A 13,299-nucleotide genomic window follows, 5' to 3' on the forward strand; every position below is an offset into this window, starting at 1 on the left:
ATGAAACCGTACTGCCGCGATACCTGGGTTGAAGTGGATCTGGATGCGATTCGGGCCAATGTGCAGGCGTTCCGCCGCCACATACCGGCTTCCGCCGGCATCATGGCCGTCGTCAAGGCGGACGGCTACGGACACGGCGCCTTTCACGTCGGCAGGGAAGCGCTGGACAGCGGTGCCGATTCGCTCGCCGTGGCGATGCTGGACGAAGCGATTGTGCTGAGAAAGGCGGGGATCACCGCGCCCATCCTGGTGCTCGGCTACACGCCCCCGGATTCGGTGGTGGCCGCCAGCCGCTGGGAGGTGGAGCTGACGGCCTACCACGCCGACTGGATGACGGAGGCGAACCGTTTGCTGCAGGAGGCGTCGGCCAAGCCCGTCGGCATTCATATCAAGGTGGATACGGGCATGGGCAGAATCGGCGTGCGCGCCAAAGACGAGCTGTTTGCCGTGGTGGAAGCGCTCGAAAACAGCCCCCTGCTCCGCTGGGCGGGCATTTTCACGCACTTTGCCACCGCCGACGAACCGGATGTCACGCTGGTCTGCGAGCAGCACGAGCGGTTCCAGTCGTGTTTGCGCGCCTTGCGGGAGACGGGCAGGCGGCTGCCGCGCGTCCACTGCTCCAATACCGCTGCCGCCATCGCCTTTCCCGAATGGGGGTATGATACGATCCGTTTGGGCATAGGTTTATACGGATTATACCCTTCCGCCTACATGAAGCAGCAGGCTCGCGTGCAACTGGTTCCGGCGCTTTCCCTGAAGACCCGGATTGCCCATGTCAAGCGAATGACCGAAGCGCCCTACACGACCAGCTACGGGGCGACGTACACTGCGCAGCCGGGCGAGCAGATCGCCACGCTCCCGATCGGCTATGCCGACGGGTTTTCCCGGCTGCTGTCCAATCGCGGATCGGTTCTGTACAAGGGCTGTCGGGCGCCGGTGGTCGGCAGGGTCTGCATGGACCAGATCATGGTCAGGATCGATCACGGAACGGCACGGGTAGGTGACGAGGTGGTGCTGTACGGCAAACAGGGGGACGACGAAATCTCGCTGGATGAAGTGGCCGATTGGTTGGGGACGATTAACTACGAGGTCGCGTGCATGCTTGATCACCGCATCCCGCGCGTCTACCTGCGCGGCGGCAAAGTGGTGGACGTGTACCATTCGCTGACGAGACAGCACGACCTGTCACAAAGTGTAAATAACTAGCAGTCGACATCAGGCAGGAATTTGCGGATGGAGCGCGAATACAAGTAGAGCGCAAAACGGGCTTTTTTTGCCTGACAGCGATCGGACAGGTATATTTTTGAAAATGGTTCGACATAATGGTATTGTTCCTACCGGATCGCGGTGGAACGAGCACTGCGGATGTTACGGTCATGGTTGGAGGTGGATTTGTCTTGTCTAAGTCTAACACGAAACGCATCATGATCAGCTTGCCACAGCACTTGCTCCAGGAAGTGGATGGCGTCATTCAAAAAGAAAAATCCAATCGCAGCGAGTTTATTCGCCAGGCGATGCACCTTTACTTGAAAGAGCGCAAAAAACGTGTCATTCGCGAAACCATGCAAAAGGGTTACATGGAAATGGCGAAAATCAATCTGAAAATGGCATCGGAGGCATTTGGCGCAGAGGAAGAGGCTGACCATACTCTTATCCGCTTAGTTAGCGGGGTGTGACTTGTGATTGTCAAACGTGGCGATGTGTTTTTCGCTGACCTGTCACCGGTCGTTGGCTCTGAACAGGGAGGCGTGCGGCCTGTTTTAGTCATTCAAAACGATATTGGCAATCGCTTTAGTCCAACGGTCATCGTCGCCGCCATCACGGCGCAGATTCAGAAGGCGAAACTGCCGACGCATGTAGAGATTGACGCAAAAACGTACGGATTTGACCGTGACTCCGTGATTCTGCTGGAACAGATTCGAACCATTGACAAACAACGGCTGACCGATAAAATAACGCATCTGGACGACGAGATGATGGATCGCGTCAATGAATCCCTGCAGATCAGCCTGGGACTCATTGACTTTTAATCGTTTGCCGGATGCTCAGACAGCAAAAACCACTTGTGCGACAAGTGGTTTTTTTGCTGTGGGGGCAGGGATTCGAAACGGCGGCAGCGAAATGATTCCGTAGACAAAAAATGACACGTTTTGCTAATGGATCGGATCGGTGACAAGCGCGGATGGAAGGAGTTTCCGGTTGTGACAGAGCCTTATTCAGAACAAGTCAACATCGCAACAGAGGCGGACATTGTCACGGCCAGGCAGATCGGCCGCAACATGGCGAGACAACTGGGCTTCGGCACCATTATGCAGTCCCGCATCGCCACCACCATCTCCGAACTGGCGCGCAACATCTACTTGTACGCGGACAGCGGCACGATTTTCATCGAACAGGTGGAGCGGGACAGCCGTGTCGGGCTGCGGATCACGGCTGCCGACACCGGTCCGGGCATCGCCGACATTCGCAAGGCGATGGAGGACGGGTATTCCACGTCAGGCGGTTTGGGAGCGGGACTGCCGGGGGTGAAGCGGATGATGGACGATTTTTTTCTGGAGAGCGTCCCCGGAAAAGGAACGCGTGTCATCGTCGTCAAGTGGCGGAACGAAGCGGGGGGAGGTGACCCCGGTTGACGGATTACGACCTGGAAGAACAGTATGCGCGCCTGCTGCGGGATTACCGGGAGGGCAAAGGAGAAGCCCAATTGTACGGAGCCCAGCAGTTGGGAAAGCAGCTCTTGGCCCGCAACGTCTCCCCGGAAGAGCTCGCCGACCTGCACGGACGGGCGCTGGAGCGTTTGGGGCCGGTTCCTGAGTTCGTCCGGGAGTCGTTTCAGATTTTGACGGAAATCATGATCGAGTATGGTAACGCTTACCGCTCGATTCACAGTTGGCGGAGTCGGCATCAACAGTTGGAGTCGGAAATCGCCGTAGCCTCCGCGATGCAGCAGGCGCTGCTGCCGCAGAGGCTTCCCTCCTGCCCCGGTGTGGACGTGGGGCTGGTCAGCGTTCCGGCCAAGCAGATGAGCGGCGACTACTACGATTTTGTCTGCCACGACAGCCACAGGTTCAGCCTGGCGATCGCCGACATAACGGGCAAGGGGATTCCCGCGGCCATGTGCATGTCGATGCTCAAATACGCCATCGACGGCCTGGGCGAGATGGAGCTGGGGCCGGCGGACATCCTGCGTCATTTGAACAATGTCGTGGAGCGGAACCTCGATCCGAGCATGTTTGTCACGATGGTGTACGGCCGTTACGACGCGGCTGTTCACCGCTTTTGCTACGCGACGGCGGGACATGAGCCGGGGTTTTTGTACCGGCGGGCCGAGGACCGCTTTTACGATCTCGAAGGCCGGGGCGCGGCCCTGGGAATTGCGCCGGGAAGCACGTACGAGGAGCGGGAAGTGGCGCTCGAACCGGGAGATTGCCTGATCCTGTTGACGGACGGCGTGACGGAACGCAAGGTGGGGAGAGCGTACTTCCAAAGGGAGGAGCTGGTTTCCTATCTGCAGGGGGAAGTGGGGGCACCTGCCCAGGAGATGGCCAACCGCCTCTACCGCAGGCTGCTGCTCCTCTCCCAGTTTGAACTGCCGGATGATTACACCATGATCATACTTCGACGTACGTGAGCACAGCATACGGGAGGGAGTTGCGGATGGACCTGACGATTACGCACACAAGCAACGGCGGTGAACACGTGCTGGTACTCGCAGGGGAAATCGACGCCTTTACGGGGCCGCAGCTAAAGGAGCGCCTGCTGCCGCTGGTCAACCAGCCGGACGTGAGGAGCGTCGCCGTGGATCTGACAGCCGTTGAATACATGGACAGCACGGGGATCGGTATTTTTGTCGCGGCGATGAAAGCGTGCAGGCAGACGGGCTGCCGGCTCGTCGTGGAACGTCTGTCGCCGCGCGTGGAGCGGCTGTTTCGCCTCACCGGATTGTATGAACGAATTGTTCCCCGCAAAGGAGAGAGCGACGAATGGCGCAACGACCTGAGGCCGATGTGATCCGACTGACGCTGCCAGCCCGGGCGGGGTATGTGGGCGTTGTCCGCCTGACTGTTTCGGGCATTGCCAACCGGATGGGATTTGCCTACGAGGAGATCGAAGACATCAAGCTGGCGGTGGCCGAGGCCTGCACCAACGCGGTGAACCACGCCTACGACCGCTCCGCCGAGGAGATGGAGCTGAGCGTCACCTGCCGCGTGTTTCCGGATCGCCTGGTCATCGAAGTGGCAGATCAGGGGAAAGGGTTTTGGTTTGACGGACAGCCGGCAGATTTGAGGCCGATCCACCCCGATGCGGACCTCGACGACGTGGCCGAAGGAGGACTGGGTCTGTTCCTGATCCATGCGCTGATGGACGAAGTGGACGTTCAGGTGGGCGAGGGAGTGACGGTTTCCATGACCAAGTACGTGCGGGGGGATGGGGTGGCTTGCGATGACCGGGCAGATTCCGAAGCGGAAGCCTAGCCGCGAAGAGCTGATTCGGCTGGTCGGCGCGTTTCGTGAGACAGGGGACCCCGGTTTGCAGGAGGAACTGGTTCGCGCCTATACCCCACTCGTGGAGACGCTTGCGAAAAAATTCGTGCGCGGCCAGATTTCCTACGAGGACGTGTTTCAGGTGGGCATGCTCGGGCTGCTTGCCTCCTTTCGCCGGTTTGACCCCTCGCTGGGCCGCACGTTCGAGAGTTTTGCCGTTCCGACCATTGTCGGGGAGATCAAGCGCTACATCCGCGACAAGACCTGGAGCGTCCACGTCCCCCGGCGGATCAAGGAGCTGAGCCCGAAGATCAAGCGTACGGCGGACGAACTGACCGCCCGCCTGCAGCGCTCCCCGCAGATTGCGGAAATCGCGGACGCGCTCGGCATCAGCGAGGAAGACGTGCTGGAGACGCTGGAGATGGGACGGAGCTACTATTCCCTGTCGATCGACAGCGAGCTGGAGTCGGACAGCGACGGCAACGCCGTCTCGCTTCTGGACGTGGTCGGGGTGGAAGAGGAAGGGTATGACCGGATCGACCGGCAGTTGATGCTGGACCGCGCCCTGCATGCGTTGGACAAACGGGAACAGGCCATCATTCATCTTACGTTTTATCGGAATTTGAGCCAAAAGCAGGCAGGGGATCTGCTGGGCATGTCCCAGATGCACGTTTCGCGGCTGCAGCGCAGGGCTCTCGGCAAACTGCGGGCGGCGCTGCAGGCTGACCAACCCGACATCGTAACGTAACCGACGGCGGAGGTGGACACCACCTCCGTTTTTTGCGCGATTGCGCTGGGGGGCCATTTGCCGGTTGTGATACAATAACCGCGTAGGACGAGTGCAGGAGGTACGGAATGGACCGAACGTTGATGATCCAGACGATCGCGCAGGAGACGGGCGTCAAGCCGCATCAGGTGGAGCGCACGATCACCTTGCTGGACGAAGGCAATACAGTGCCGTTTATCGCCCGGTACCGCAAGGAAATGACCGGGGAGCTGGACGAAACCCAGATTCGCGCCATCGACGAGCGCGTTCGTTATTTGCGCAACCTGTCCGTGCGCAAGGAAGAGGTAATCCGGCTGATCGAGGAGCAGGGCAAGCTGACCGACGAGCTGAAGGCGGCCATCGAGCGCGCCGTCAAGCTGCAGGAAGTGGAGGATTTGTACCGGCCGTACCGGCAGAAGCGGCGGACCCGGGCCACGATGGCCAAGGAAAAGGGCCTGGAGCCGCTGGCCGTGTACCTGTTGAGCCTGCCTGCGGCGGGTGATCCGGCAGCGGAGGCGGCAGCGTACGTCGACCCCGAAAAGGGAGTGGAGTCGGCGGAGCAGGCGCTGCAGGGAGCGATGGACATCGTGGCCGAACAGATCTCGGATGACGCAGAGATTCGGCAGTGGATCCGGCAGCGGACGTTCCAGAAAGGGACGCTGGTGACGGAGCAAAAGGCGGAGGAAGCGGACGGGAAAAACGTCTACCAGATGTACTACGCCTTCAGCGAGCCGCTGAAAAAGGTGGTCCCCCACCGCGTGCTGGCGATCAACCGGGGCGAGAACGAAGGCATCCTGAAGGTCGCGGTCGAGGCGCCGGTGGAGGAAATCCTCGCCTATCTGAAAAAACGCGTCGTCGCCCGGGAGACGGTGGCCCGCCCCTGGCTGGAAGCGGCGGTGGAAGACAGCTACAAGCGCCTGATCGCTCCGTCGATCGAGCGGGAAGTGCGGGCCGAGCTGACGGAGACGGCGGAAGAGAGGGCGATTCACATATTCGCGGAAAACCTCCGCAACCTCTTGCTGCAGCCGCCGCTGAAAGGCAAAGTGGTGCTGGGCGTGGACCCGGCCTACCGGACCGGCTGCAAGCTGGCCGTGGTGGACGAGACCGGCAAACTGCTGGATGTGGCCGTCATCTACCCGACGCCGCCCGCCAACAAGGTGGCGGAAGCGGCGGCCAAGGTAAAGGCGCTGATCGAGAAATACGGTGTGCACGTCGTCGCCATCGGCAACGGAACCGCCTCGCGGGAGACGGAGCAGTTCATCGCCGGGGTCCTGAAGGATCTGAAGCAGAGCGTGTTTTACATCATCGTCAACGAGGCGGGCGCTTCCGTCTACTCCGCTTCGGAACTGGCCAAGGAGGAGTTCCCCGAGCTGGACGTGGCCGAGCGCAGCGCCGTCTCGATCGCCCGCCGGCTGCAGGACCCGCTGGCCGAACTGGTCAAGATCGACCCCAAATCAATCGGCGTGGGCCAATACCAGCACGACGTCTCCCAGTCCCGCCTGGCGGAGAGCCTGCAGTTCGTCGTGGAGTCGGCGGTCAACCACGTCGGGGTGGACGTAAATACCGCTTCCCCCTCCCTGCTGCAGTACGTCTCCGGCATCAGCCGCCAGGTGGCCGGCAACATCGTGAAGAAGCGGGAGGAAATCGGAAAGTTCACCGACCGCTCGCAGTTGAAAGACGTGCCTCGTCTCGGGGCCAAGACGTACGAACAGTGCATCGGCTTTTTGCGGATCATGGACGGCGCCAATCCGCTGGACAAAACGCCGATCCACCCCGAATCCTACGCGGCGGTGCACAAGCTGCTGGCGATCATCGGAATCACCCCCGAAGAGATCGGCAGCCAGACCTGCCGCGAACGGCTGCAGGCGCTGGATCTGGCCGAGACGGCGCGGCAATTGGAGATCGGCGAACCGACGCTTGCGGATATCGTCGACAGCCTGCTGCGCCCCGGACGTGACCCGCGGGACGAACTGCCCAAGCCCCTGCTGCGCAGCGACGTCCTCCAGCTCTCCGACCTGTCCGTGGGGATGAAGCTGCAGGGCACGGTACGCAACGTGGTGGACTTCGGAGCGTTTGTGGACATCGGGCTGAAAAACGACGGACTTGTCCACATCTCCCGGATGCGCAAAGGCTTTGTCAAACACCCACTGGACGTGGTGACGGTGGGCGACATCGTCGACGTCTGGGTAGTGGAGATCGATGAAAAGCGGCAGCGCGTCGGCTTGACGATGATTGCCCCCGAGGAGTGACAAAGAGCCCGGACTCCTCCGTCCGGGCCAAGGGAGGCCGCCCACAAAAAAAGCGGCCTCCTCTTACTCCAGGCGGCCGCCGTGTTTTTCCCAATATAGAAACCAGCAACTGTTCAACAGGCGAATCTGCCGCAAGTCCTTCCCGAAGAAGGCACGCTGCAGCTGCCTGCGCATCCACTGTGGCATGAGAGTACCTCCTGGCGTCAATCGTCTATTGGCAATGTATGCCGAAGACGCGCCGGAGGTACCTGTTTCTTTGCGAAGCTTATTCCTCTTCGTTCAAAAACTCAAGCTGCGCCTGCAGGGCGCGGATTTCCGTGAGCAGGGAGACGAGCGGATACTCGCTCTCCTGAAGAGCGGCAAAACGGCGCTCCAAGCGGCTGACGTAGGCGAGGCCCTCTTCAACCGGGCAGGCGTCGCTCAGCAGTTCCAGCCCGGTGCACTCGGCGACGATGACGGGCAGTTTCGGACGGTCGGCGATGGTCAGCTTGCCGATCTCCTTGTGCAGCCGTTTGAGCAATGCGACCAGTTGGTACATATGGGATTCGGGCATGGCGACAAAGCGCAGCCCGGTTTGTTCCTGCAAAATCAGATAACGCATAAGTCCTCCACCATTCTACGTGTCTTTCCCAACAAGTGTAGCCTATTCATCCGCCACTTTTCAATATGTGCGGGAAAGGTCGGGGGACAGGCGGGAGGACGGGGAGGAAACCATGACGGATCAGGAATTGCAGACGCTGGTGGAAGCCATATCGGAGGAGTTTTTTGGCAAACCGTTCCGCCACCGCGCCCGCTTTAACCGGCGGCTGCGCACGACAGGCGGGCGGTACCTGCTCCAATCACACGATATCGAATTGAACCCCCGCCACCTGGAAGAGCACGGGGAAGCGGAACTGATCGGGATCATCAAACACGAGCTGTGCCACTACCACCTGCACCTGGAAAAACGGGGGTATCGGCACGCCGACCGGGAGTTTCGCGAGCTGTTGAAACAGGTGGGCGGCAGCCGGTACTGCCGGGAGGTAAGCGGCGGCCGGACCCGGCTGCCCTACCGGTACGAACTGGTCTGCCGGGCGTGCGGCATGCGCTACAAGCGCAAGCGAAAGATGAACCCGGCCCGATACCGCTGCGGCCGCTGCCGGGGAAAGCTGTCGCTCAGGGAGCTGGCGCCGGCGGACGGCGGCTGACTGCCGGCGGGGGAAGCGCAGGAGACAGCGGGGCTCGTCAGTGGAAGCCCGCTTCCTTGCGCGCCTTTGTACGGCAACGGTATAATGAATGCACTATGTGGAAAAAGGAGCGTTCGCGGTGGCGCACGACGAATTTTCGCTCATCCGCCAGTGGACGAGCCGCTCGGCCGGCCAGGAAGGAAACGGGCTTTCAGTGGGGATCGGCGACGATGCCGCCGTCTTTTCCCCCTCCCCGGGCATGGAGGTGGTCGCCTGCTGTGACGCCATGGTGGAAACCGTCCATTTTCTGCGGGAGACGATGAAGCCGAGCGATATCGGCTACAAGGCGGTCATCAGCAATATCAGCGACGTGGCGGCGATGGGCGGGATCGCTCGCTTTGCCCTGGTCAGCATCGCCGTACCGCCGCGCTGGACGGCGGCGGAATGCCGGGAGATCTACGACGGGATTTACGAGGCGTGCGCGGCGTACGGTGTCCGGGTGATCGGCGGGGACACGGTGGCGGCGCCCGACGCCCTGCACCTTTCCGTGACCGTATTGGGGGAAGTGGAAAAGGGGCGGGCGCTTCGCCGCTCGGGCGCGCGGCCGGGGCAGCTCGTGTTTGTGACCGGTCATCTGGGAGGGTCGGCCGCAGGACTTCACCTGCTGCTGCAGACCAGAGACGCGGGGGCGCGGGTGCCGTCCGAGTGGTCCGTGCTGGTCGCCTGCCACCAGCGGCCCGCGGCGCAGATTGAGGCGGGACGCCTGCTGCTCGCGTCCGGTTCGGCGGGGGCGCTGAACGACATCAGCGACGGGCTTGCCTCCGAGCTGTGGGAGATCGCCGAAGCGAGCGGCGTGAGACTGGTGGTGGACGCCGCGCAGGTGCCGGTGCACGAAGCGACCCGGGCGTACGCCGCACAGGCGGGCAGGGACCCGCTGGACTGGGCGCTGTACGGAGGCGAAGACTATCAGTTGGTGGGCACGGTGGACCCGGCGGGCGCGGAGACACTTGCGCGGCGATGTGCCCAATCGGGCATTTCCTTCACCGTCATCGGCCGCGTGGAAGAGGGCGGACCGTCCGTCACGCTGTGCCGCGACGGCGTATGCGGTCCGCTGGCAAAAGCGGGCTACAATCATTTTGCACAAGCCGACTGACAAGAGAGGATGACAGGGATGACATACAGGTGGACGCTGTCCGGAGTCGGGGACACCCAGCGCTTTGCCGAGCGTCTGGCCGAACGGCTGCGGCCGGGCGACTTTCTGGCGCTGGAGGGCGACCTGGGCGCGGGCAAGACGACATTTACCCAGGGGCTGGCCCGCGGTCTGGGCGTGCGGCAGGTGGTGAACAGTCCGACGTTTACCATCATAAAAGAGTATCAGGGACGGCTGCCGCTTTATCACATGGATGTCTACCGGGTGGGAGACGATGTGGATTCGCTCGGCCTGGACGAGTATTTTTTCGGTGATGGAGTCTGCGTGGTCGAGTGGGCTTCCCTGATCGAGGATGTGCTGCCGCAGGAGCGGCTGACGGTCATCCTGCGAAACGAGGGGGCGGACACCCGCCGTATCGAACTTGTGCCGCAGGGGGAGCGGTATGTGACTTTGTGCGAGGAGTTTGATGGTGATGCGCGTACTGGCGATTGACACGTCCAACCTGGTGTTGAGCGTAGCCGTGGTGGAGGAGGGACGGGTGCTGGCGGAAGTGACCACCAACCAGCAAAAAAACCACTCCGTCCGCCTGATGGACTGCGTCTCCCGGCTGCTGGACGAGACGGACACGCGGCCGGAACAGCTTTCCGGCATCGGCGTGGCAAAAGGGCCCGGATCGTATACGGGTGTCCGCATCGGCGTCGCCACGGCCAAAAGCATCGCCTGGGCACTGAACCTGCCCGTGGTCGGCGTCTCCAGCCTGCAGGCGGTGGCGCAGAACGCGCTGGGCTTTCCGGGGCTGATCGTTCCCTTGTTTGACGCGCGGCGGGGACAAGTTTACAGCGGAGCGTACCGGACGGCAGGAATGGAGGCAGTCTCGGTTCAGTTGGCCGAACGCATCATCCTGCTCTCCGACTGGCTGCCGCTGCTGCGCGAACAGGCCGCAGGGGAACCGATTTTGTTCCTGGGCGAAGACGTCCGCCTGCATCGGGAGACGATTGCGGCGGTGCTGGGAGATCAAGCCCGGTTTGCTCCGGCTTCGCACAACCATCCGCGGGCGGCCCATATCGGCCTTCTGGCACTGGGCGAGATCGAAAACGCCGGATCGGCGCACGACCTGGTGCCCGAGTATCTGCAGTTGGCGGAAGCGGAAGCAAAGTGGCTGGCCCAAAATCAGGAGGGTTCCCAAAAGGAGTAGAGGCATGGAGCAACAAGAAGCGGTAGGATTTCGCTTTATGACGCTGGCCGACGTACACGCGGTCGCTGAACTGGAGCGGCTGTCGTTTACCACGCCCTGGCCGCCTGACGCGTTTGTCAACGAGCTGACGAGAAACCCCAACGCACGCTACGTTGTTGTCGTGAACCGGGAGAACAAGGTGATCGCCTACTGCGGGATGTGGGTGGTGCTGGACGAGGCGCACATTACCAACGTAGCCGTGCACCCCGACTGGCGGGGGAAAAAGATCGGGGAGCGGCTGATGCGCAAAATGATGGAAGTGGCCGTGGCGTATGGAGCGAAGAGCATGACGCTGGAAGTCCGCCCGTCCAACACCGTGGCCCGCCGCCTGTACGCCAAACTGGGCTTTGAGGAGCGGGGGCTGCGCAAACGGTACTATTCGGACAATAACGAAGACGCGATCATAATGTGGGTGACACTGCAATGAACAGAAGAGAACCTTCCCGCTACGAGGAACGCGTGCGGCAGGCATACCAGGCGCACAAGGAATCGGGGGAACCAACGTACATTTTGGGGATCGAGACGAGCTGCGACGAGACGTCGGCTGCCGTGGTGCAGGACGGCCGCGTCGTGCTTTCCAACGTGATCGCCTCGCAGGCGGACATACACAAACGCTTCGGCGGCGTGGTCCCGGAGGTAGCCTCCCGCCGTCATGTGGAAAACATCACGCTGACGATCGAGGAGGCCTTGACCCGGGCAGGCCGGACGCTGGACGACATCCATGCCATCGCGGTCACCTACGGCCCCGGTCTGGTAGGCGCGCTGCTGGTGGGCGTGGCGGCGGCCAAGGCCGTTTCCTTTGCCCGCGGCATCCCCCTGATCGGCGTTCATCACATCGCCGGCCACATCTACGCCAACCGGCTGGTGGAGGAGATGCGGTTTCCACTGGTGGCGCTGGTTGTCTCAGGCGGCCACACCGAGCTGGTCTTGATGAAAGCGCACGGCGAGTACGAGATCCTGGGAGAAACCCGGGACGACGCCGCCGGCGAAGCGTACGACAAAGTGGCGCGGGCGCTGAAGCTGCCCTATCCGGGCGGACCGCACATCGACCGACTGGCCCGCGAAGGAGAGCCGCGCGTGCCGCTGCCGCGCGCCTGGCTGGAGCCGGACTCCTATGATTTCAGCTTCAGCGGGCTGAAGTCGGCGGTGCTCAATACGCTGCACAACGCTTCGCAGCGGGGCGAGACGATCGATCCCGCCGACCTGGCGGCCAGTTTTCAGGATTCGGTGACCGAGGTGCTGGTGGAAAAAACGATCCGGGCAGCCAGGGAATACGGCGCCCGGCAGGTGCTGCTGGCCGGCGGCGTGGCCGCCAACCGCGGGCTGCGTGAACGCCTGCAGCAGCGCTGCGAGGCGGAGGGCGTTGCCCTGGTCATCCCGCCGCTGTCGCTCTGTACCGACAACGCCGCGATGATCGCCGCCGCCGGGTACATCCACTACCAAAAAGGACAGTTTGCCGGACTTGACCTGAACGGCGTGCCCGGCCTCCCCCTATCGTGATGAAAAGGGCTTGCGGATGTCACTCCGCGGGCTCTTTTTTTCAGAGAGACGCCATCTCGGTGTGGGGAGGCAAGCGATATGTCATGTTTCCTGACATTCATTTGCGAATTTTTCCGAAAAATTGTTGACTTTACGAATTTTCATGTTAGAATTTATTACATGAACACTCATCTTCTCTCCATCTCCTCATGGTGACCCAGGTATGGGTCTCTTTTTTTGCGCAAAAGGCTGAAAACGCCGCCTTTTTGCCTGGCAGAGGCTGAGTGGAAGAGAGCGCGCTCGCATTTCACACCTTTATCCACAGACTCTGGATAATTTCCGCTGGATGCGTTCGCCGGCTCCTGTGAATACTGGTGATAACACGAAGAATTGCCGGGAAAATCGACATTTTCCTGTGGATTTTCCTGTGGAATTTGTGGATAAAAGTATCGGTGTTATCAACAGAGGAGGGAGCCTGGTGAGAACAAAAGGGCTGCAGGTGCTCGCGGCATGCCTGCTGCTGGCGTCTGTCGCGAATCCGGAAGCGGCTGCCGCCGCAGTCGCTGTTGGTTCCACTGTGACGGCGGAAAAACCGGTGCGCACAACCGGAGCCGACCCGGTACATCCGGCGGGCCGGCAGGTGGTGGCGCTGTTCGTGGAGGGGCTGTCGTTTCGGGAGCTGGACCGCCTGTGCGGCTATCCACATGTGGATACGTGGCTGGAGCAGGCGGAGGCGGGCGCGCTCTCCCTCCGTACACCGGGGGCGCGGAC

18 protein-coding genes are annotated in these 13,299 nt (G+C 61.6%); 16 read left to right on the top strand and 2 right to left on the bottom strand.

All coding sequences use genetic code 11. The features are described 5' to 3' along the window. From alr to M516_RS0121875, 9 genes are all read left to right on the top strand, one after another. Positions 1-1,206, top strand: coding sequence for an alanine racemase (alr, locus tag M516_RS0121835; RefSeq protein ID WP_029101002.1), 1,206 nt, complete (start codon positions 1-3; stop codon positions 1,204-1,206). A 170-nt stretch (positions 1,207-1,376) separates the two neighbouring features. After that, positions 1,377-1,676 (top strand): CopG family ribbon-helix-helix protein, encoded by a 300-nt coding sequence (locus M516_RS0121840; protein ID WP_029101003.1) that lies wholly within the window; start codon positions 1,377-1,379, stop codon positions 1,674-1,676. A 3-nt stretch (positions 1,677-1,679) separates the two neighbouring features. After that, complete coding sequence (locus M516_RS0121845) at positions 1,680-2,030, top strand: type II toxin-antitoxin system PemK/MazF family toxin (protein ID WP_005830205.1); 351 nt, start codon at positions 1,680-1,682, stop codon at positions 2,028-2,030. 126 nt (positions 2,031-2,156) lie between these two features. Next, positions 2,157-2,633 carry an anti-sigma regulatory factor gene (locus M516_RS0121850; protein ID WP_051188333.1) on the top strand — a complete coding sequence of 159 codons (477 nt, stop codon included), beginning with the start codon at positions 2,157-2,159 and terminating at the stop codon, positions 2,631-2,633. After that, complete coding sequence (locus M516_RS0121855) at positions 2,630-3,631, top strand: PP2C family protein-serine/threonine phosphatase (RefSeq protein WP_029101005.1); 1,002 nt, start codon at positions 2,630-2,632, stop codon at positions 3,629-3,631. The genes M516_RS0121850 and M516_RS0121855 overlap by 4 nt, the downstream gene beginning before the upstream one ends. Before the next feature lie 26 nt (positions 3,632-3,657). Next, a complete protein-coding gene (locus M516_RS0121860; RefSeq protein ID WP_029101006.1) occupies positions 3,658-4,011 on the top strand; it encodes an STAS domain-containing protein in 354 nt (117 codons plus the stop codon). Beyond that, positions 3,984-4,475: an anti-sigma B factor RsbW gene (gene rsbW / locus M516_RS0121865; protein WP_029101007.1), complete on the top strand. Its 492-nt coding sequence runs from the start codon at positions 3,984-3,986 to the stop codon at positions 4,473-4,475. Before M516_RS0121860 ends, rsbW begins: the two co-directional genes overlap by 28 nt. After that, on the top strand, positions 4,444-5,232 hold the full coding sequence (gene sigB / locus M516_RS0121870; RefSeq protein WP_029101008.1) for an RNA polymerase sigma factor SigB: 789 nt from the start codon (positions 4,444-4,446) through the stop codon (positions 5,230-5,232). The genes rsbW and sigB overlap by 32 nt, the downstream gene beginning before the upstream one ends. A 107-nt stretch (positions 5,233-5,339) precedes the next feature. Then, on the top strand, positions 5,340-7,499 hold the full coding sequence (locus tag M516_RS0121875) for a Tex family protein (protein WP_029101009.1): 2,160 nt from the start codon (positions 5,340-5,342) through the stop codon (positions 7,497-7,499). A 63-nt stretch (positions 7,500-7,562) separates the two neighbouring features. On the opposite strand, the gene cmpA is transcribed toward M516_RS0121875, so the two are convergent. Both cmpA and M516_RS0121885 read right to left on the bottom strand, forming a co-directional pair. Further along, positions 7,563-7,685, bottom strand: coding sequence for a cortex morphogenetic protein CmpA (gene cmpA / locus M516_RS25355; RefSeq protein ID WP_141669808.1), 123 nt, complete (start codon positions 7,683-7,685; stop codon positions 7,563-7,565). Between the two features lie 79 nt (positions 7,686-7,764). Further along, positions 7,765-8,100 (bottom strand): hypothetical protein, encoded by a 336-nt coding sequence (locus tag M516_RS0121885; RefSeq protein WP_029101010.1) that lies wholly within the window; start codon positions 8,098-8,100, stop codon positions 7,765-7,767. Between the two features lie 112 nt (positions 8,101-8,212). On the opposite strand from M516_RS0121885, the gene M516_RS0121890 reads away from it, so the two are divergent. The 7 genes from M516_RS0121890 to M516_RS25800 form a co-directional block, all read left to right on the top strand. Next, the gene (locus tag M516_RS0121890) at positions 8,213-8,686 is read left to right on the top strand and encodes a SprT family protein (RefSeq protein WP_029101011.1); all 474 of its coding nucleotides are present in this window, start codon (positions 8,213-8,215) and stop codon (positions 8,684-8,686) included. Positions 8,687-8,804: 118 nt separating this feature from the next. Further along, positions 8,805-9,818: a thiamine-phosphate kinase gene (thiL, locus tag M516_RS0121895; RefSeq protein ID WP_029101012.1), complete on the top strand. Its 1,014-nt coding sequence runs from the start codon at positions 8,805-8,807 to the stop codon at positions 9,816-9,818. Positions 9,819-9,836: 18 nt separating this feature from the next. Next, a complete protein-coding gene (gene tsaE / locus M516_RS0121900; protein ID WP_029101013.1) occupies positions 9,837-10,307 on the top strand; it encodes a tRNA (adenosine(37)-N6)-threonylcarbamoyltransferase complex ATPase subunit type 1 TsaE in 471 nt (156 codons plus the stop codon). Beyond that, positions 10,288-11,010 carry a tRNA (adenosine(37)-N6)-threonylcarbamoyltransferase complex dimerization subunit type 1 TsaB gene (tsaB, locus tag M516_RS0121905; RefSeq protein WP_029101014.1) on the top strand — a complete coding sequence of 241 codons (723 nt, stop codon included), beginning with the start codon at positions 10,288-10,290 and terminating at the stop codon, positions 11,008-11,010. The genes tsaE and tsaB overlap by 20 nt, the downstream gene beginning before the upstream one ends. Positions 11,011-11,014: 4 nt before the next feature. Continuing rightward, complete coding sequence (rimI, locus tag M516_RS0121910) at positions 11,015-11,476, top strand: ribosomal protein S18-alanine N-acetyltransferase (RefSeq protein WP_029101015.1); 462 nt, start codon at positions 11,015-11,017, stop codon at positions 11,474-11,476. Next, on the top strand, positions 11,473-12,549 hold the full coding sequence (gene tsaD / locus M516_RS0121915) for a tRNA (adenosine(37)-N6)-threonylcarbamoyltransferase complex transferase subunit TsaD (protein WP_029101016.1): 1,077 nt from the start codon (positions 11,473-11,475) through the stop codon (positions 12,547-12,549). The genes rimI and tsaD overlap by 4 nt, the downstream gene beginning before the upstream one ends. A 457-nt stretch (positions 12,550-13,006) precedes the next feature. Next, on the top strand, positions 13,007-13,299 hold a 293-nt coding region (locus M516_RS25800; protein ID WP_193747014.1), incomplete at its 3' end, for a hypothetical protein.

This window comes from Brevibacillus thermoruber 423 (assembly GCF_000454065.1).
Taxonomy (GTDB): domain Bacteria; phylum Bacillota; class Bacilli; order Brevibacillales; family Brevibacillaceae; genus Brevibacillus; species Brevibacillus thermoruber.

What these genes read in the sequence shown, in the direction of transcription:
- alr (WP_029101002.1), top strand. Translation starts at nt 1, where the DNA reads ATGAAACCGTACTGCCGCGATACCTGGGTTGAAGTGGATCTGGATGCG.
- M516_RS0121840 (WP_029101003.1), top strand. Translation starts at nt 1,377, where the DNA reads ATGGTTGGAGGTGGATTTGTCTTGTCTAAGTCTAACACGAAACGCATC.
- M516_RS0121850 (WP_051188333.1), top strand. Translation starts at nt 2,157, where the DNA reads ATGGATCGGATCGGTGACAAGCGCGGATGGAAGGAGTTTCCGGTTGTG.
- M516_RS0121860 (WP_029101006.1), top strand. Translation starts at nt 3,658, where the DNA reads ATGGACCTGACGATTACGCACACAAGCAACGGCGGTGAACACGTGCTG.
- rsbW (WP_029101007.1), top strand. Translation starts at nt 3,984, where the DNA reads ATGGCGCAACGACCTGAGGCCGATGTGATCCGACTGACGCTGCCAGCC.
- sigB (WP_029101008.1), top strand. Translation starts at nt 4,444, where the DNA reads ATGACCGGGCAGATTCCGAAGCGGAAGCCTAGCCGCGAAGAGCTGATT.
- M516_RS0121875 (WP_029101009.1), top strand. Translation starts at nt 5,340, where the DNA reads ATGGACCGAACGTTGATGATCCAGACGATCGCGCAGGAGACGGGCGTC.
- cmpA (WP_141669808.1), bottom strand. Translation starts at nt 7,685, where the DNA reads ATGCCACAGTGGATGCGCAGGCAGCTGCAGCGTGCCTTCTTCGGGAAG.
- M516_RS0121885 (WP_029101010.1), bottom strand. Translation starts at nt 8,100, where the DNA reads ATGCGTTATCTGATTTTGCAGGAACAAACCGGGCTGCGCTTTGTCGCC.
- M516_RS0121890 (WP_029101011.1), top strand. Translation starts at nt 8,213, where the DNA reads ATGACGGATCAGGAATTGCAGACGCTGGTGGAAGCCATATCGGAGGAG.
- tsaE (WP_029101013.1), top strand. Translation starts at nt 9,837, where the DNA reads ATGACATACAGGTGGACGCTGTCCGGAGTCGGGGACACCCAGCGCTTT.
- tsaB (WP_029101014.1), top strand. Translation starts at nt 10,288, where the DNA reads ATGCGCGTACTGGCGATTGACACGTCCAACCTGGTGTTGAGCGTAGCC.
- rimI (WP_029101015.1), top strand. Translation starts at nt 11,015, where the DNA reads ATGGAGCAACAAGAAGCGGTAGGATTTCGCTTTATGACGCTGGCCGAC.
- tsaD (WP_029101016.1), top strand. Translation starts at nt 11,473, where the DNA reads ATGAACAGAAGAGAACCTTCCCGCTACGAGGAACGCGTGCGGCAGGCA.